Annotated in this window: 20 protein-coding genes; 16 read left to right on the top strand and 4 right to left on the bottom strand. The window is 28.8% G+C overall.

Translation table 11 applies throughout. The annotated features are described in order from the left end of the window. Positions 1-72: 72 nt before the first annotated feature. From ACULEV_RS04870 to ACULEV_RS04845, 6 genes are all read left to right on the top strand, one after another. A complete protein-coding gene (locus tag ACULEV_RS04870) occupies positions 73-1128 on the top strand; it encodes an acyl-CoA reductase (protein WP_445457547.1) in 1056 nt (351 codons plus the stop codon). A gap of 148 nt (positions 1129-1276) precedes the next feature. Continuing rightward, positions 1277-2347 carry a 3-phosphoserine/phosphohydroxythreonine transaminase gene (gene serC, locus ACULEV_RS04865; RefSeq protein WP_445457546.1) on the top strand — a complete coding sequence of 357 codons (1071 nt, stop codon included), beginning with the start codon at positions 1277-1279 and terminating at the stop codon, positions 2345-2347. A 63-nt stretch (positions 2348-2410) separates the two neighbouring features. Then, complete coding sequence (locus tag ACULEV_RS04860; protein WP_445457545.1) at positions 2411-3367, top strand: D-2-hydroxyacid dehydrogenase; 957 nt, start codon at positions 2411-2413, stop codon at positions 3365-3367. Positions 3368-3409: 42 nt separating this feature from the next. Then, a complete protein-coding gene (locus ACULEV_RS04855) occupies positions 3410-4042 on the top strand; it encodes a DUF937 domain-containing protein (RefSeq protein ID WP_445457544.1) in 633 nt (210 codons plus the stop codon). A 169-nt stretch (positions 4043-4211) separates the two neighbouring features. Continuing rightward, positions 4212-4640 (top strand): DUF6146 family protein, encoded by a 429-nt coding sequence (locus tag ACULEV_RS04850; protein ID WP_445457543.1) that lies wholly within the window; start codon positions 4212-4214, stop codon positions 4638-4640. 383 nt (positions 4641-5023) lie between these two features. Next, positions 5024-5347: a DUF6787 family protein gene (locus ACULEV_RS04845; protein ID WP_445457542.1), complete on the top strand. Its 324-nt coding sequence runs from the start codon at positions 5024-5026 to the stop codon at positions 5345-5347. Positions 5348-5374: 27 nt separating this feature from the next. Here ACULEV_RS04845 and ACULEV_RS04840 read toward each other — a convergent pair whose 3' ends face one another. The 3 genes from ACULEV_RS04840 to msrA are packed head-to-tail and all read right to left on the bottom strand — an operon-like array spanning position 5375 to position 7059. Next, the gene (locus tag ACULEV_RS04840) at positions 5375-5677 is read right to left on the bottom strand and encodes a hypothetical protein (protein WP_445457541.1); all 303 of its coding nucleotides are present in this window, start codon (positions 5675-5677) and stop codon (positions 5375-5377) included. Between the two features lie 56 nt (positions 5678-5733). Further along, the gene (folE, locus tag ACULEV_RS04835) at positions 5734-6393 is read right to left on the bottom strand and encodes a GTP cyclohydrolase I FolE (RefSeq protein WP_445458519.1); all 660 of its coding nucleotides are present in this window, start codon (positions 6391-6393) and stop codon (positions 5734-5736) included. A 24-nt stretch (positions 6394-6417) separates the two neighbouring features. Next, positions 6418-7059 carry a peptide-methionine (S)-S-oxide reductase MsrA gene (gene msrA, locus ACULEV_RS04830; protein ID WP_445457540.1) on the bottom strand — a complete coding sequence of 214 codons (642 nt, stop codon included), beginning with the start codon at positions 7057-7059 and terminating at the stop codon, positions 6418-6420. Between the two features lie 149 nt (positions 7060-7208). On the opposite strand from msrA, the gene ACULEV_RS04825 reads away from it, so the two are divergent. Then, positions 7209-7877, top strand: a complete 669-nt coding sequence (locus ACULEV_RS04825) for an ABC transporter ATP-binding protein (protein WP_445457539.1) — start codon at positions 7209-7211, stop codon at positions 7875-7877. Positions 7878-7885: 8 nt separating this feature from the next. Continuing rightward, positions 7886-8650: a TIGR02757 family protein gene (locus tag ACULEV_RS04820; RefSeq protein WP_445457538.1), complete on the top strand. Its 765-nt coding sequence runs from the start codon at positions 7886-7888 to the stop codon at positions 8648-8650. A 9-nt stretch (positions 8651-8659) separates the two neighbouring features. Here ACULEV_RS04820 and ACULEV_RS04815 read toward each other — a convergent pair whose 3' ends face one another. Further along, on the bottom strand, positions 8660-9187 hold the full coding sequence (locus tag ACULEV_RS04815; RefSeq protein WP_445457537.1) for a hypothetical protein: 528 nt from the start codon (positions 9185-9187) through the stop codon (positions 8660-8662). A 240-nt stretch (positions 9188-9427) separates the two neighbouring features. Between ACULEV_RS04815 and ACULEV_RS04810 the strand changes: the two genes are divergently transcribed. The 8 genes from ACULEV_RS04810 (at position 9428) to gldI (ending at position 17613) form a co-directional block, all read left to right on the top strand. Next, positions 9428-9589 (top strand): DUF1328 family protein, encoded by a 162-nt coding sequence (locus ACULEV_RS04810; protein WP_445457536.1) that lies wholly within the window; start codon positions 9428-9430, stop codon positions 9587-9589. 135 nt (positions 9590-9724) lie between these two features. Further along, positions 9725-10624: an ABC transporter ATP-binding protein gene (locus ACULEV_RS04805; protein WP_445457535.1), complete on the top strand. Its 900-nt coding sequence runs from the start codon at positions 9725-9727 to the stop codon at positions 10622-10624. A 2-nt stretch (positions 10625-10626) separates the two neighbouring features. Then, on the top strand, positions 10627-11466 hold the full coding sequence (locus ACULEV_RS04800; RefSeq protein WP_445457534.1) for an ABC transporter permease: 840 nt from the start codon (positions 10627-10629) through the stop codon (positions 11464-11466). 31 nt (positions 11467-11497) lie between these two features. Continuing rightward, complete coding sequence (locus tag ACULEV_RS04795) at positions 11498-13498, top strand: choice-of-anchor L domain-containing protein (RefSeq protein ID WP_445457533.1); 2001 nt, start codon at positions 11498-11500, stop codon at positions 13496-13498. Between the two features lie 152 nt (positions 13499-13650). Next, complete coding sequence (locus ACULEV_RS04790; RefSeq protein ID WP_445457532.1) at positions 13651-15675, top strand: choice-of-anchor L domain-containing protein; 2025 nt, start codon at positions 13651-13653, stop codon at positions 15673-15675. A gap of 3 nt (positions 15676-15678) precedes the next feature. Then, complete coding sequence (gene crcB / locus ACULEV_RS04785) at positions 15679-16050, top strand: fluoride efflux transporter CrcB (protein WP_445457531.1); 372 nt, start codon at positions 15679-15681, stop codon at positions 16048-16050. A 1-nt stretch (position 16051) separates the two neighbouring features. After that, the gene (locus tag ACULEV_RS04780; RefSeq protein WP_445457530.1) at positions 16052-17062 is read left to right on the top strand and encodes a DHH family phosphoesterase; all 1011 of its coding nucleotides are present in this window, start codon (positions 16052-16054) and stop codon (positions 17060-17062) included. A 2-nt stretch (positions 17063-17064) separates the two neighbouring features. Next, positions 17065-17613: a gliding motility-associated peptidyl-prolyl isomerase GldI gene (gene gldI, locus ACULEV_RS04775; protein ID WP_445457529.1), complete on the top strand. Its 549-nt coding sequence runs from the start codon at positions 17065-17067 to the stop codon at positions 17611-17613. Positions 17614-17618: the final 5 nt, after the last annotated feature.

Here is a 17618-nt window from a genome sequence, read left to right as displayed (position 1 = left end):
TCTAAAACTTTCTAACTTATTACTTATTTTTGTGCAAAAATACAACGTAAACCACTTAAAAACAAAAAACAAATGTTACAAAATGAAATAAAAAAATGTTTTATTGAATTGGGTCATTTTTTAAAACAGTTTTCCAATGAAAATTACACAAAAATTGATTCTGTAAAAAACAACACATTATTTCACAATCAATTTATTCAATTAATAGAATTATCTCAATCACACAATGGTTGGTTTACAAAAGAAAATGTTTGCTTTGCTATTTCATCATGGGCTAATGCTTTGACTAAAGAAAATTTAGAAAAATGGATTTCTCCTTATGATTTTAGTGCTGTAAAACAAAAAAATATTGGACTTATACTAGCTGGAAATATTCCATTGGTAGGATTTCATGATTTTCTAAGTGTTTTAATTTCTGGTCATAATGTAGTAGTAAAAACTTCTTCAAATGATCAACATTTAATAAAATTCTTAGCAAAATATTTAATTGCTTTAGATAATCAATTCCAACAGAAAATTACATTTGTTGAAGGGAAATTAGAAAATTTTGATGCCATAATTGCTACTGGAAGTAATAATACAGCACGTTATTTTGAATATTACTTCAGAGATAAACCTAGTATTATAAGAAAAAACAGAAATTCGATTGCTATACTAACTGGAAAAGAAACTAAAGAAGATTTAATTCATTTAGGTGAAGATATTTTTAGGTATTTTGGTTTAGGATGTAGAAACGTTTCAAAAATTTTCATCCCAAGAGAATACAATTTTGACACTTTTTTCAATGCTATTTTTGAATATCAAGATATTATTCAATATGAAAAGTATGCTAACAATTATGATTATAATAAAGCAGTATATTTAATGAGTAATTATAAATTACTTGATAATGGTTTTTTAACTCTCAGAGAAGATAATAGTTATTCTTCTCCTATTTCCTCTCTATTTTATGAATATTATGATAATTTAGATGAATTAAAGAAAAAACTAGAAAATGATACTGAAAAAATCCAATGCATTGTAAGTAAAACTAGTTTTTTAAATAGTATTCCTTTTGGTCAAACTCAACAACCAAATCTTTGGGATTATGCTGATAATGTTGATACAATTCAATTTTTAACATCATAATAATGCATTTACTCAAACGTTATTGTTAATAACATTGAATAATTAATAAAAAAAAGAATTACTATTATAAAGTCTATTTCCGAAATTTGCTAAAACTATTATATCACAACTAATTTCAAATCTATTTTTTGGAATAAAATTATAAAAAATGAAAAAACACAATTACAGTGCAGGTCCATGCATTCTTCCGCAAGAAGTTTTCGAAGAAGCTTCAAAAGCAATTTTAAATTTTAATGAAAGTGGATTATCTATATTAGAAATTTCCCATAGAAGTAAAGATTTTGTTGCAGTAATGGATGAAGCAAGAGCTTTGGTACTTGAACTAATGAATTTAGAAGGAAAAGGTTATCAAGCTTTGTTTTTACAAGGTGGTGCAAGTTTAGAATTTTTGATGGTTCCTTATAATTTAATGAAAACAGATGGAAAAGCAGCCTATCTGGATACAGGGACTTGGGCAAGTGGAGCTATAAAAGAAGCGAAAGCATTTGGTGAAACAGTAATTGTAGCATCATCAAAAGACAGTAACTATAATTATATTCCTAAAGGATATACAATTCCATCAGATGCAAATTACTTTCATTGCACATCCAACAATACTATTTTTGGAACTCAAATGAAATCTTTTCCAGCTACTGATGTTCCTGTGGTTTGCGATATGAGTTCCGATATATTTTCTAGAAATATCGATTTTTCAAAATTTGATTTAATTTATGCAGGTGCTCAAAAAAATATGGGTCCAGCTGGAACTACTCTAGTAGTTGTTAAAGAAGAAATTTTAGGAAAATCTGGAAGAGTAATTCCAAATATTCTAAATTATGAGCAGCATATTGCCAAAGAAAGTATGTATAACACTCCACCAGTATTTGCGGTTTACACTTCTTTATTAACACTAAAATGGTTAAAAAAACTAGGAGGAATTGCAGCTATCGAAAAAAGGAATGAAGCAAAAGCAAATTTACTATACTCAGAAATTGATAGAAACCCATTATTTAAAGGAACTGTAGCTAAAGATGATAGAAGTATAATGAATGCTACTTTTTTACTTGAAAATGAAGCACACCAAGAATTATTTGATTCAATGTGGAAGAAAGCTGGTATTTCTGGTATTAACGGACATCGATCTGTAGGTGGATATAGAGCTTCTATGTACAATGCTTTACCTTTAGAAAGTGTACAAGCTTTAGTAGATGTAATGAAAGAATTAGAAAAAAATATTTAATAATTTATAATTTAGGTTTAATCCAATTTATTTTTTTAAACCTTAACATTTAAACAAAATAGAATGAAAGTATTAGCGAATGATGGTATTTCAAAAGCAGGTATTAAAGTATTAGAAAAAGCAGGTTTTGAAGTTATAACTACCAAAGTAGCACAAGAGCAAGTAGCAAGCTTTATTAATACACACGATGTAAAAGTAATTTTAGTTCGTAGCGCTACAAAAGTTAAACAAGACTTAATAGATAACTGTCCTGGACTAAAAATTATAGGTCGAGGTGGTGTAGGAATGGATAATATTGATGTAGATTATGCTCGTAAACAAGGTATTCATGTAATTAATACTCCTGCATCATCAAGTGAAAGTGTAGCAGAACTAGTTTTTGCACATTTATTTACAGGTGTGCGTTTTTTACACGATTCAAATAGAAATATGCCACTTGAAGGCGATACTAATTTTAATGGTTTAAAGAAAGCCTACGCGAATGGTATCGAGTTAAAAGGAAAAACAATTGGAATTATAGGTTTTGGAAGAATTGGTCAAGCAGTTGCTAAAATGGCTTTAGGACTTGGTATGAAAGTAATTGCTTCAGATAAGTATGTTGGTGAAGCTGTAATTCGTGTCGATTTCTACAATGGTCAATTTATCAATGTAGATATCAAAACAGAACCAATGGAAGAACTTTTAAAGCATTCCGATTTTATAACCTTACACGTTCCAGCACAAGATGGCTATGTAATAGGTAGAGATGAATTAAAGTTAATGAAAGAAGATGTAGGAATTGTTAATGCAGCTCGTGGAGGTGTAATTGATGAAGTAGCCTTAATAGAAGCTTTAGACGAAGATAGAATCTTATTTGCTGGATTAGATGTTTTTGAAAATGAACCAACACCTGAAATGAAAATATTAATGCATCCAAAAATTTCATTAACTCCTCATATTGGAGCAGCTACAATGGAAGCACAAGATAGAATTGGAACTGAATTAGCAGAACAGATTATAAGTTTATTGAAAAATAATTAAAAAAATCACTAACTTTAACATCCAACTTTAACTAATATAATTATGTCTGGAATTTTAGATTTATTAGATAGCGATTTAGGAAAGCAAATCGTAAGCAGTGTTAGTGATAAAACAGGAATTAATCCATCACAAGCTAGTGATGTGGTTTCTTCAAGTTTACCTGCTTTACTTGGCGCTATGCAAGGAAACTTACTGTCAGGCAACGGTGCTGAAGGTCTTATAAATGCTGTTACTAAAGGAAAACACGATGGAAGTATTTTAGACAATCTGAGTGGTTTTATTAATGGTGGTGATTTTAATGATGGTTCTAAAATTTTAGGACATTTATTAGGAGACAAATTAGGTGCAGTAGAAACAGGAATTAGTGAAAAAACTGGTGTTTCAAGTAGTATTATTTCGCAAATATTACCAATGTTAGCTCCTATCATTATGGGATATTTAGGAAAACAATCCAAAAGTAATGGTGTTTCTGATGGAGCTGGTTTAGGAGGTATATTAGGTAGTCTTTTAGGAGGTTCATCAAATGATGGAAGCTCGCTAGGTGGCACATTATTAACTTCTGCTTTAGATCAAAATAACGATGGCAAACTAGACGTTAGTGATGCAATTTCTGCTGTTACAAAGAAAAAAGGTGGCTTAGGAGGTCTTCTAGGAAGCCTTTTCGGCAAGAAATAATAGATATCCATTTCAAATATGTTAAAAGCATCGACTATGTCGGTGCTTTTTTTTATCTTTATATCAGAAATAAAAGCTATGAAATTGTACTAATAAAATATTTTTGCAGAAAACTATTAATAAATAAAAGACAACATCATCTTGGACAACTAAAAAAGAATTTTCATATATGAAACAATATATTTTCATATTAATTAGCATAATTGGAATTGCAATTTCTTGTAATTCTACTAAGAATTTTTCGTCTAATGATAAGCCTAAATTAGAAAGTGACACTGTAAGAATAGCAAATGACGAAATTGAATATGAAGTTATTATTATTGACGGAGGTTTTACTTCTTGGTTTAATTCATTTGCAAAACCACGAACTTATTATTCTCAAACTTACTTAGAAGCTAGAAACAGAGTTTGGATTTTAGAATGGAACAGAAGAGCTATATTTCCTAATCAATTCAATAGCAATTTGTATGAAATGCAAATTAATTATGATAGTAACATTGATTACGGATATGAAGTAAACTACATGATATATAATTACTTAGTCTATTTTCAATTAAGAAACAATCAAAAATTAGGTGGTTTTATAGCACGAATTTAATAGTAAATGAAGCATTTATTAATTTTAATATTTACGTTTATAATTGGTTACAAACCATCTGATATATATCATAACTACTCTTTTTTCGATTTCATTATATTATTTCCGTACATACTTTTCTTTGCAATTTTTACTCTCAATTTTATTAAAGATTTTAATTTATACTTAAAATCAAAATTATTACTAAATTTTTCAGCAACACTTTTAGGTGGTTATTATTATGGAAACTACAAGATTAATGGTAGTATTATTGAAATATTTGATATTAAAAAAGACCAATACAATATAAATAAATTTTATTTTTCAATTAAGGATAGTATTGCTTATCCTTTTAAAAACAAAAAGAAATTGATTATTCTCAGAAATTTTTAATTAAAAACTAAATGAACAAACTCAAACAACGCTGGAATATTACTTCAAACTGGCAATTAGTGATTATTTTTATTGTCTTTGCAATAACAGGCTCAACTGCTGCATATCTATCTAAACCTGTTATTAATTATTTAGGAATAACAAAAGACAGCATGTCGTTATGGTTTTATTGGCCTTTACGACTTATACTTTTATTCCCTATCTATCAAATTTTATTAGTATTTATTGGAGCTTTATTTGGTCAATTTAGCTTTTTTTGGGAATTTGAAAAAAAGATGCTCTATCGAATGAAACTAGGATTCATTGCTAATTTTTTTGATAATAAATTAAAATAAAAAATCCCGATTACTCGAGATTCTTTTTTATTCTTCTTTTTTAATTACATATTGATAAATCCAAGTTAAAGTAAAAGTTGGTATAAAATCTATAAAAGGAAAAGCCTCCTCTATAAAGCCAATAATACCTGCAACTTTACCAGTAACTCCTTTGTACATATACATCAAAATCAAACCTGAAATAGGTGCCCAAACTATATCGGTCACTTCTGCAAATAATGGAACAATATATGACAGCATTCCTATAATATCAAATAATATACTTAATACTAATTTTGTTTTTTTACTAGAATCTTTAGACTTTGTTACTATTTGTACTTCTTCACCCATTTTAATAAAATTAAAAGTTAATTACCACTATGGTAGCAAAATAAATGCCAAAGTAATTATTCTTTTTTAATTAACTTATAAAAATCATCGCGAAATTCTTTCTGATTAAAAATTCCTCCATATTGTAAAGTTGAAGTAAAACTACTTTCGTCTTTAATTCCTCTACTAGAAACACATAAATGTTCTGCTTCCACTACAACCATTACATTATCTGTTTCTAAAACCAATTTTAATTCATTGAATATTTGCATAATCATTCGCTCTTGAACCTGTGGTCTTCTTGCAAAATAATCTACTATTCTGTTTAATTTAGACAGCCCAATAACTTTACCTGAAGAAACATAACCTATATGTGCTTTCCCTACAATTGGTAAAAAATGATGCTCACAAGTAGAATTAAAACTTATGTTTGCTTCTACTAACATCTTATCATAATGATACGAATTTTCAAAAACCGAAATTTTAGGCTTATTAGCAGGATTTAACCCTGAGAAAATTTCTTGTACGAACATCTTAGCTACTCTATATGGAGTACCTTTTAAACTATCATCGGTTAAATCTAAACCTAGTTCTTTCATGATAATTTCAAAATGCTCTTCAATCACTTCCATTTTTTCCTCATCAGATTTATCAAAAGCATCTTTCCTTAAAGGCATTTCAGCTGAAGTCATTTGGTGGTTATCTCCAACAATGTCAAATATTTCTTTTTCAATCATTGTATTCATAATGATATTTCTTTCTTATTTCAATTTTGATTTGTAATATTTCCTAAGCTTTTCCAGTTTTGGAGCAATAACCATTTGGCAATATCCTTGCAATGAGTTTTGGCTGTAATAATCTTGATGATATTCTTCAGCTAAATAAAATTCGGTAGCTGAAGTAACTTGAGTTACAATAGGATCATTATACAGTTTCTCTTTAGTAATTAATTGAATATAATTTTCAGCTTTTTCCTTTTGTTCCAGAGAATAATAAAAAATTTCACTTCTATACTGTGTTCCTGCGTCTGCACCTTGCCTATTCAAAGTAGTTGGATTGTGTGTGCCAAAGAAAATCTCTAACAAATCTTCATAAGCAACTTCTTTAGGATTAAATGTTATCTGAATAGCTTCAGCATGACCGCTCGTTCCACTACAAACTTCACTATATGTAGGATTTTTTGTTTTTCCTCCTATATAACCAGAAACTACTTTACTTACACCTTTAACTTCTAAAAAAATGGCTTCAGTACACCAAAAACATCCACCAGCAAAAGTGGCAACTTCTAAATTTTCATTCATTTTAACTACTATTGGTTCTTTAAATTCTTTTGATTTAAATTTTCCCTCTTGTGAATGACAAGATTGGAGAATAAAAAAACAAATTAAAAGCAAATATTTCATTGAATTGTAATTTTTGTTTAACAAATATACTAAATAAGTTAAACAGATTTATAATTTAACTTATATTTATAATTTACGAAATTAAATTGTACATGGATTAAAATTAAAAAATTAGAAAAAAAATAGTTTCTTTGTAGAAATGATTTGTAATGATAAAAGCAACCAATTTACATAAATATTACGACACTTTACATGTTCTTAAAGGTGTAGATTTGCATATTAAAAAAGGTGAAATTGTTTCAATAGTAGGAGCTTCAGGAGCTGGAAAAACAACTTTGTTACAAATCCTTGGTACTTTAGACAAACCTTCACAAGAGTCTAAGACTCATTTAGAAATAAATGGTGAAGAAGTTACTACAATGAATGATAAAAATTTATCTCGATTTAGAAACTTGCATTTAGGGTTTATTTTTCAATTCCATCAATTATTACCAGAATTTACAGCACTTGAAAACGTCTATATTCCTGGATTAATTGCTAAACGGGATAAAAAAGAAGTAGAAACAGAAGCTAAAAAACTATTAGAATATTTAGGATTATCACATCGATTGCATCATAAACCTAGCGAACTTTCTGGTGGTGAACAACAACGTGTTGCAGTTGCTAGAGCTTTGATTAACAAACCATCTGTTATTTTTGCCGATGAACCTTCAGGTAATTTAGACACACATACCGCAGAAAATCTACATCAATTGTTTTTTAAATTAAGAGATGAGTTTGGTCAAACATTCGTCATAGTAACTCACAATGAAGACTTAGCTGATATGGCAGACCGAAAACTAGTAATGGTTGATGGAAATATTGTTACTGGAAATTAACTAATTTAATGACACAAACGGAACTTAAAGAATTTCTTGACGAGAAAGTAGAACTGTACAATAATCCTAGTTTTATTGAAAGTGATCCTATACAAATTCCACACTCCTACTCACTAAAAGAAGACATTGAAATTGCGGGTTTTTTAGCGGCAACTATAGCATGGGGAAACCGAAAAATGATTATCAATAATGCACGAAAATTAATGAACATCATGGGAAACACACCTTATGATTTCATTATGACGCATACAGAAAATGATTTAGAAAAACTTGATGATTTTGTACATCGTACTTTTAACAGTATAGATGCTGTTACTTTCATTAAAGCTTTAAAAAATGTTTACCAAAGTCATAATGGTCTAGAAAAAGTGTTTGCAAAAAATAGCGAAGTAAATTCCAATCAAAAAAGCATTTCAGAATTCAAGAAAGTGTTTTTTGAAATTCCGCATCAACAAAGAACTACCAAACATATTTCTGATCCGTTAAATAATTCTGCTGCTAAAAGAATTAATATGTTTCTTCGCTGGATGATTCGCAATGATAATAAAGGAGTTGATTTTGGTATTTGGAAAACCATCTCACCAGCTTCTTTATCTTGTCCTTTAGATGTGCATTCAGGAAATGTAGCTCGAAAATTAGATTTACTTACACGTAAACAAAATGATGCTAAAGCTTTATTCGAGTTAGATACAAATCTAAGAAAATTTGACCCTAATGATCCTGTAAAATATGACTTTGCTTTATTTGGTTTAGGTGTTTTTGAAAAATTTTAAATACAAAGTTTAGTTTTCATTATCTTTTCTAACTAACGGATGGTCAGTAATACCTAATCCTACAATATTAATAATATTTACAATAGTATTATACAACATTAACACCACCATAATTAAACAAGAACTAAGTATACTTGAAATAGCTACAGAAATATAGTACACAAAATTAAACCAATTATAAGGCACGTTTTCCGATTCAGTTATTGGTAAATTAAAAATCAAAAAAGTAATTACCGACAGAACAAACACCAAAGTATCTAACTTAGCAATTTGCAATATATGCTTATAATGATCCTTTTTAAGTTTAGATTTTGAACTCGAGCTAATTCCTAACAAAGTTAATAATAAAGCTAAAATAGTAGCTGATGCTAATGAAATAGTGTTGCATAAAGTATGCATTCCTGCAAGTGAGTGACGAATAAGTATTTTAGCCTCGTAGCCGCTTAATTTACCAAGTAAGAAAGTTAGAGTTAACATAATTACTAAAGAGATACATCCTCCTAAAATTGTTCTTCTAGTGTAAGCGTTTATCTTCATATTCTAAAATTATTAAGTTCAAAATTAAATTATGCAGATTAAAAAACCATTACACAATAGAAAAGAAATATTGCACAATTACCATTTAGCACGTTAAAAAAACAGCAATATGGCAATACTATAACTGTTTTAAAAAATCATATAAGAAAAAGGTGTTAGGTAATTTTTAAATTTGTAAAAGAGAAGATTATTTATATCTCAATATATCAAAAAACTATTACGAACTAAAAATTTATTATTATGTTAAGATGGACAGTTACATTTATTATTTTAGCCATAATTGCTGGAATATTTGGATTTGGTGGAATTGCTGCTGGTGCAGCTAGTATTGCAAAAGTATTATTCTTTATTTTTATAGTACTTTTTATATTATCACTAATCAGTGGAAGAAGAAAAATTTAAAAAAAATCTTAAAGAAATTTGCCTATATGTATTGCTCATATAGGCTTTTTTTTTTTGCAAATATCTGATTAAACTAAAAACGTTTTGTAACAAATCTATAATAACTTCGTCTACTTTAAATAAAAACAAACTATTTTGGAAACAATACTTACAATAAACAACCTCAATAAAATTTTCAATAAAAGAGTACATGCCGTTAAAGATGTCTCTTTTGAAATTCACAAAGGCAATGTCTATGGAATTCTAGGACCTAATGGTTCAGGAAAATCAACCACTTTAGGAATAGTTTTAAATGTGGTTAATAAAACTTCAGGAAGTTACCAATGGTTTAATGGTAATTTAGCAACTCACAATGCATTAAAAAAAGTAGGAGCTATTATTGAAAGGCCTAACTTTTATCCTTATATGACAGCTGAGGAAAATTTAAACTTAGTCTGTAAAATAAAAGAAATTCCACACTCAAAAGTAAATGAAAAATTAGAACTAGTTGGACTAATTGATAGAAAAGACAGTAAATTCAGAACTTTTTCGTTAGGAATGAAACAACGTTTAGCTATTGCTTCTGCCCTATTAAATGATCCAGAAATTTTAATTTTAGATGAGCCTACTAATGGTTTAGATCCTCAAGGAATTAGACAAATAAGAGATTTGATAAAATTAATTGCTTCACAAGGCACTACTATTTTATTAGCTTCTCATTTACTAGATGAAGTAGAAAAAGTTTGTAGTCATGTAGTAGTTCTAAGATATGGAGAAATGCTTTATCATGGTACAGTTGATGGAATGCTTTCAAATGAAGGCTTTTTCGAATTAAAATCTGATAATACTCATCATTTAAAAGAAGTTTTACTAGGTCATACTTCTGTAGATTCAATAAAAGAGGAAGAGGACAAAGTATTTGTTTATCTAAAAGACAGCTTAGAAGCTAACGAACTCAATAAATATTTGTTTGAAAAAGGAATCGTTTTACAGCATTTAGTAAAAAGAAAAAACAGCCTTGAAGAACAATTTTTACAATTAACAAACAAAAACTAAAGATGAAACGATTACTTTCTATAGAATTACAGAAACTATTTAAAAATAGAGCTAGTAAATTTTTAATATTATCTTATTTTATTTTACTATCATTCATTGCTCTTATTGCTTCTATTAAATTTGAATTTGGCACATTTAGATTACATATTGCAGAACAAGGTATTTTTAACTTTCCTTATATATGGCATTTTAATACTTATATAGCAGGATATTTTAAATTATTCCTAGCTATTGTAATTGTTTCTATGATGGCAAATGAATATACATATGGAACATTAAAACAGAATTTAATAGACGGAATGAGTAAAAAGGAATTTATTTTGTCAAAATTCCTTACAGTAATTGTTTTTGCATTAGCATCTAGTATTTTTATCTTTTTAATGTCTTTAATCTTAGGATATTCCTTTTCTTCTTACACCGAATTTGGAATTGTATTTTCTGATTTAGAATACATGCTTGGATTCTTTTTCAAATTAGTAGGCTTTTTTTCCTTTTGTTTATTTTTAGGAATATTAGTTAAAAGGAGCGCTTTTGCACTAGGGTTTTTATTAATTTGGAATATTGGTGAAGGAATTGTTTCTGGATTATTAAGATGGAAAATTTTTCCAGATACAGATACTTACGCAAAAATCAATCAATTCTTCCCATTGGAATCTATGAGTAATTTAATAAAAGAACCATTCACAAGACTTTCTGCTATTAAAAATATAGAAACTACAATTACAGGAGAAGAGGCAATTAGAGACTATAGTATTCATTTTGGAGAAATTGCAATTGTTTGTGTTTGGACTGCCATTTTTATTTATTTATCCTATTACATATTGAGAAAAAGAGATTTATAGTATCTTTGCCTTTGCTATTAAAAAGTGAAAAATGAGGTATTTTTTATTCATATTTTTTTTTCTCATCAGCTATAGTAATATTGCTCAAAACATTATCGTAGATGAAAATTACACTCCACAACAATTAGTCGAAAATATTCTAATTAACAGTGGTTGTGCATCAATTACCAATGTTGTTGTGTCTGGAGGAAACTATTCCACTGGTGAAAAAACGTATGGCTACTTCAATAATAATGGCTCTTCTTTTCCTATTAATGAAGGAATTATATTAAGCACGGGGAAAATAAATAATGCTCCAGGTCCAAATAATAGTTTATTAGAGGATGGTGGAGATATTTCTTGGCAAGGCGATAGTGATCTAAATACAGCTTTAAACTTATCCAATAGCATTAATGCTACGGTTTTAGAATTTGATTTTGTTCCTTTAGGAAGTCAAATTAGTTTCGATTTTTTACTATCATCTGAGCAATATTTAACTAATCCTTCACAAAATCAATGTAATTACACGGATGGTTTTGCTTTTTTATTACGTGAAGTTGGAACTACTAGTTATCAAAACCTAGCATTAGTTCCAGGAACAAATATTCCCATAAAGATTAATACAATAAGAGGTTCAGGAACAATTTGCCCTGTCGCAAATGAACAATATTTTGATGCTTTTAATGGAACAAATTATCCTACCAACTTTAATGGTCAAACCAAAATACTTACTGCTCAGTCAAATGTTACACCAGGAACACCATATCATATTAAACTTGTAATTGCAGATGAAGGAAATTATAGATATGATTCTGCTATTTTTTTAAAGGCTGGTAGTTTTAATACAAATGTAAATTTGGGTAATGACAGAACAGTTGCAAATGGAAATCCTGTTTGTAGTAGCTTTGATTTAAATACCTCTTTAACAGGGAATCATAAATGGTTTTTAAACGGAAATGAAATTATAGGAGAAACTAATTCTACTTTAACAGTCACTCAAAACGGAACATATTCTGTAGAAGTCACCATTCCTGGCTGCACACCTTCTCCAACGGACGAAATAATAATTGAATTTGCTCCAGATTTAATACAAAGTACTAACACAACTTTTCCTCAATGTGATAATGACAATATACAAGATGGTTTTAGCTCTTTTAATTTAAGTTCTATTATTCCATTTCTATTTACAAATTTACCAACCAATTACCAAGTAAGTTTTTTTGAAAGCTCAAGCTCTACAAATCCTCTACCATCAACTTATCAAAACACTATTCCTTACCAACAAACAATTTATGCTAAAATAACTAACATACCAAGTTGTTATGATAATATTTCATTTCCAATTACATTAGTTGTAAATACTTTTGAAGAAGGTATTGTAGATGAAACTATTGGTATTTGCGAAAACAATTCTATCATTTTAGATGCTGGAAATGGTTTCTTTTCTTACACATGGAATACAAATCCAACACAAACTAGTCAAACTATTTCAGTATCTAATTCGGGTATTTTTACAGTTACCCTAGAAAATGCTTCAGGCTGCTTTAAAACTAAAACTTTTACAGTCATTGGTTCAGAAATAGCTACTATCGAAAATATTGAAATTAATGATTTTGCTGAAAATAACACAGCGACAATACTTGTGTCAGGAAATGGTTCTTATGAATATTCACTTAACGGATTGGATTACCAAGATACTGCTATTTTTGAAAATCTTGCCTCAGGTGAATACACCATATATGTAAATGATAAAAACAGCTGTGGATTAGTCACAAAATCCTTTTATATTCTAGATTACCCGAAATTTTTCACTCCAAATGGAGATGGCTACAACGATACTTGGCAAATTAAAAATTTAATCAAGCAAGACTTACAAGATAGTGCTATATACATTTTTGACAGATATGGTAAATTAATTAAGCAAATTAGTCCCTTAAGTGAAGGATGGAATGGTACTTATAACGGTAATCTGCTTCCTTCAGGTGATTATTGGTTTGTTCTTGAAAAGAAAAATGGTTCTCACATAAGAAGTCATTTTACACTTAAACGATAATATTTACAATTAAACTTCGTTTTCTTTAAAACACAAAAAATTAAAATTATTTTTCGAAGTTTTTCAACCAAAAAACCAGCATTTATTTAGAATTTAAATCCCAAAAAAATACTTTTATAGTATATTTGCGGTTATAATTGTTTACACACAAAATGAAGTACATCTTAGTATTATTTAGTTTTTTCTTATCACAAGCTATAATTTCACAATATATTTCTATTGATGAAAATTATACACCTCAACAATTAGTTGAAAATGTATTAATCAATAGTAGTTGCGCTTCAATTAGTAATGTTTCTGTAACTGGAGCAAATTTTCCAACTGGTGAACTATCTTATGGTTACTTTAGTGGTGCAGGAACAACTTTTCCTTTTCAAGATGGAATCATTTTGAGTACTGGAAGGGTATCTATCGCACCTGGTCCAACAACTCCAACTGCTGATGGTGGTGATAATATTGTTTGGAATGGAGATGCTGATCTCGATCAAATTTTAAATGTAAACTCTAGTAATGCAACAGTTTTAGAATTTGATTTTATTCCTTTAGGAGATATGATTAGTTTTGATTATATTTTTTCATCTGAAGAGTATGAAGAAAATACTAATTATCCTTGTATATATTCAGATGGCTTTGCTTTTCTCTTAAAGCCTGTAGGAGCTTCTTCTTATCAAAATTTAGCTCTAATTCCTAATACATCAATTCCAGTAAAAGTAACTACCGTTCACCCTTTAATAACAGCTAATGGTGGTTGTCCGGCTCAAAACGAACAGTATTTCGACCAATTTAATCCTACTGAGTACCCTACTGTATATAACGGACAAACAGTAGTTTTAACAGCACAATCAAGTGTAGTTCCTGGAACACAATATCACATCAAATTAGTTATTGCTGATGAAGATGATGCTCGTTTCGATTCTGCTATATTTTTAAAAGGAGGAAGTTTTAATTTAGGTATTGATTTAGGTCAAGATAGAACAATTGCTGATGAAAATCCAGTTTGCCCCTCAGAAGATTTAACTTTAGATGCTACAGCAACTGGAGTACAAACCTATCAATGGTTCTTCAATAGTAACCCAATAACCGCTCCTTCAACTAATCCACTTTTAACACTTCCTGCTCCTCATGATCCAAATACTCAAAACGGAACATATTCAGTTGAGCTTGTATACAATGCTACTTGTAGTACTACTTCAGAAATTGAACTAGAATTTGCACCAGATTTAACTATATTACAAGATGTTTTCACAACTTGTGATGACGATGCAATTCAAGACGGAATTCGTACATTCAATTTAAATACTATAGCAACTCAAATTTTTCAAAATTTACCAAATGGCTATACGGTTAGTTTTTACAATAATGACACATCAACCACAAAATTAAATTCAAATTTTACTAATACCACTCCATTCCAACAAATAATTTATGCAAGAGTGGATAATTTAGGATATTGTTATAACATTCCTATTACTTTAAACGTAAATATTTTTAATGAAATTGCTTTAGACCAAACTGTTTATTTATGTACGGGTTCATCAATTATTTTAGATGCAGGTTCTGGTTTTAATTCCTATTCATGGAACACCACTCCTACACAAAATACACAAACAATAACAGTCACAATTGGTGGAGAATATTTAGTAACTTTAGAAAATGCAACTAATTGCTTTAAAACTATAACAATTACAGTAATTGAATCTAGCATAGCAACAATAGAAAATATTAACATTGTAGATATTGCAGATAACAATACAGCCACTATAATTCCTTCTGGTAATGGTACCTATGAATTCTCTTTAAATGGAATTAATTATCAAGATTCTGCTACTTTTAACAATCTAGTTGCTGATGAATATACTGCTTATGTAAGAGATAAAAACGGTTGTGGTATTACTTCTGAAACATTTTATATTTTAGATTACCCAAAGTTTTTCACACCTAATGGTGATGGTATTAATGATGCTTGGAAAATCGAAAATTTAGAAAAAAGAGGCTTAGAAAGCAGCAAAATTTATATTTTTGACAGATTTGGAAAACTATTAAAACAAATTAATCCTTTAGGTAATGGTTGGAACGGAACTTTTAACGGTAATCTATTACCCGCTTCAGATTATTGGTTTGTATTAGAGTTAACCAATGGAAAAACAGTAAAGAGTCATTTCTCAATGAAACGATAAAAAATGCTTAAAAACTTACTTTTTATAGCTTTAGGTGGTGGCATTGGAAGTGTCCTACGTTATCTTTGTAACTTATTCATAAACAAAATTTATCCAAATAAAGCTTATATTGCCACGCTTTTTGTAAATATAATTGGTTGTTTTATCATAGGTTTATTAGTCGGATATTTCCAAAAAAATCAAACAGAAAACGAAGCCTTTAAATTATTATTAATAACTGGTTTGTGTGGAGGATTTACCACTTTCTCTACATTTGGACTAGAAAATTTTAATCTTTTACAGTCACAAAACTATTTATTAACACTATTATACATCATGTTATCAGTCATTCTTGGTATAACATTTGTAGGAATAGGCATATACTTAACAAAATAAAATGCTTTCAGAAAAAGAAATTACAGAAATAAAATCATTATTAAATACTCCAAAAAAAATTACAATTATTTCACATAGAAATCCAGATGGAGATGCCATGGGTTCTTCATTAGGATTACTTCACTTTTTAAAGCAACTTAATCACGAAGTAGTTTTTATTTCTCCAAACGAATTTCCTGATTTTTTAGCTTGGTTGCCTGAAACCTACAAAGTAGTAATATTTGAAAGAGAATATGACAAAGCACTACCTATTTTACAAAATAGTGATCTTATTTTTACTTTAGACTTTAATGCAATACATCGAACAGGTGATGCCATGCAAAAAGTATTAGAAACACTTTCTAATCCTATGATTATGATAGATCATCATCAATTACCAGACAATTACGCTAAATACACTTTTTCAGATGTAAGTTATGGTTCTACTTGTCAAATGATATATGATTTCATAAATGCATTGGGCTACAATAATTTAATCAATAAAGAAATTGCAACTTGTTTATATACAGGAATTGTTACCGATTCTGGAAGCTTCCGTTTTCCAAAAACAACTTCAGAAACTCATAAATGTGTAGCCAATTTAATTGAAAAAGGAATAAACAATAGTGAAATACACAATTTATTATTCGATAATTCTAGCTATGAGCGCTTACAATTACTTGGAAAAGCGCTACAAAATCTAAGAATTCTACCAGAACACAAAGCCTCTTATATTACCCTAAGCCAAGACGAATTAAATGCATTTGACTACAAAAAAGGAGACACTGAAGGAATCGTAAACTATGGTTTAAGTATTCAAGGAGTTGTAGTTACAGCAATTTTTATTGAAAACAAAGAAGAAGGAATTATAAAAATCTCATTTAGATCTCAAGGCGATTTTGATGTAAATGAATTTGCTAGAAAACATTTTAATGGAGGTGGACACATAAATGCAGCTGGTGGAAAATCTTTTTCAACTTTAGAAGAAACAGTCAATCAATTTATTGCTATTTTAGCAGAAGAAAAAAAATAAAAATGAAAAAATTATTTCCAATATTTGCATTACTAATCCTATTAGCAGCTGGTTGCTCAAAACAACAAGCAAGAAAACCTATTTCAAAAACGGATGGAAATTTCATTAAAGAATCTATCGAACGAAATAAAAAGCTAATTGCTGGTGAAGAACAATTAATTGATTCCATTATAAAAAAAGACACATTAAAAGAATACATTGCTTCTAATAAAGGCTATTGGTATAAATATATTACTAAAATAGAAGAAAACACAAATTTTCCAGTAAAAGGAGATATCGCTTATTTTGATTACGAAATCAATAATATTAAAAATGCTGTCATTTATTCCAAAGAAGAATTAAAAACGCAACAATATGTGGTAGACAAGCAAAACATAATGATGGGATTAAGAGATGGAATCAAACTAATGAAAAAAGGAGAAACAGTTACTTTTTTATTTCCTTCACACATGGGATTTGGTTATCACGGAGACGATAACAGAATTAAACCTAACGAACCTTTAATTTGTACCGTAATTTTAAAAGACATAAAAAGAGATACCATTCAATAATAATT

The organism is Flavobacterium sp. HNIBRBA15423 (genome assembly GCF_052655965.1).
This window is presented reverse-complemented; position numbering and strand designations above follow the sequence as displayed.

Bases quoted from the DNA above. Each gene is read 5' to 3' on its own strand.
- gldI (WP_445457529.1), top strand. From the start codon at position 17,065: ATGAAAAAATTATTTCCAATATTTGCATTACTAATCCTATTAGCAGCT.
- ACULEV_RS04840 (WP_445457541.1), bottom strand. From the start codon at position 5,677: ATGGGTGAAGAAGTACAAATAGTAACAAAGTCTAAAGATTCTAGTAAA.
- ACULEV_RS04850 (WP_445457543.1), top strand. From the start codon at position 4,212: ATGAAACAATATATTTTCATATTAATTAGCATAATTGGAATTGCAATT.
- ACULEV_RS04820 (WP_445457538.1), top strand. From the start codon at position 7,886: ATGACACAAACGGAACTTAAAGAATTTCTTGACGAGAAAGTAGAACTG.
- ACULEV_RS04815 (WP_445457537.1), bottom strand. From the start codon at position 9,187: ATGAAGATAAACGCTTACACTAGAAGAACAATTTTAGGAGGATGTATC.
- ACULEV_RS04810 (WP_445457536.1), top strand. From the start codon at position 9,428: ATGTTAAGATGGACAGTTACATTTATTATTTTAGCCATAATTGCTGGA.
- msrA (WP_445457540.1), bottom strand. From the start codon at position 7,059: ATGAAATATTTGCTTTTAATTTGTTTTTTTATTCTCCAATCTTGTCAT.
- ACULEV_RS04795 (WP_445457533.1), top strand. From the start codon at position 11,498: ATGAGGTATTTTTTATTCATATTTTTTTTTCTCATCAGCTATAGTAAT.
- ACULEV_RS04800 (WP_445457534.1), top strand. From the start codon at position 10,627: ATGAAACGATTACTTTCTATAGAATTACAGAAACTATTTAAAAATAGA.
- ACULEV_RS04780 (WP_445457530.1), top strand. From the start codon at position 16,052: ATGCTTTCAGAAAAAGAAATTACAGAAATAAAATCATTATTAAATACT.
- ACULEV_RS04790 (WP_445457532.1), top strand. From the start codon at position 13,651: ATGAAGTACATCTTAGTATTATTTAGTTTTTTCTTATCACAAGCTATA.
- ACULEV_RS04855 (WP_445457544.1), top strand. From the start codon at position 3,410: ATGTCTGGAATTTTAGATTTATTAGATAGCGATTTAGGAAAGCAAATC.
- ACULEV_RS04825 (WP_445457539.1), top strand. From the start codon at position 7,209: ATGATAAAAGCAACCAATTTACATAAATATTACGACACTTTACATGTT.
- crcB (WP_445457531.1), top strand. From the start codon at position 15,679: ATGCTTAAAAACTTACTTTTTATAGCTTTAGGTGGTGGCATTGGAAGT.
- folE (WP_445458519.1), bottom strand. From the start codon at position 6,393: ATGATTGAAAAAGAAATATTTGACATTGTTGGAGATAACCACCAAATG.
- ACULEV_RS04870 (WP_445457547.1), top strand. From the start codon at position 73: ATGTTACAAAATGAAATAAAAAAATGTTTTATTGAATTGGGTCATTTT.
- ACULEV_RS04860 (WP_445457545.1), top strand. From the start codon at position 2,411: ATGAAAGTATTAGCGAATGATGGTATTTCAAAAGCAGGTATTAAAGTA.
- serC (WP_445457546.1), top strand. From the start codon at position 1,277: ATGAAAAAACACAATTACAGTGCAGGTCCATGCATTCTTCCGCAAGAA.
- ACULEV_RS04845 (WP_445457542.1), top strand. From the start codon at position 5,024: ATGAACAAACTCAAACAACGCTGGAATATTACTTCAAACTGGCAATTA.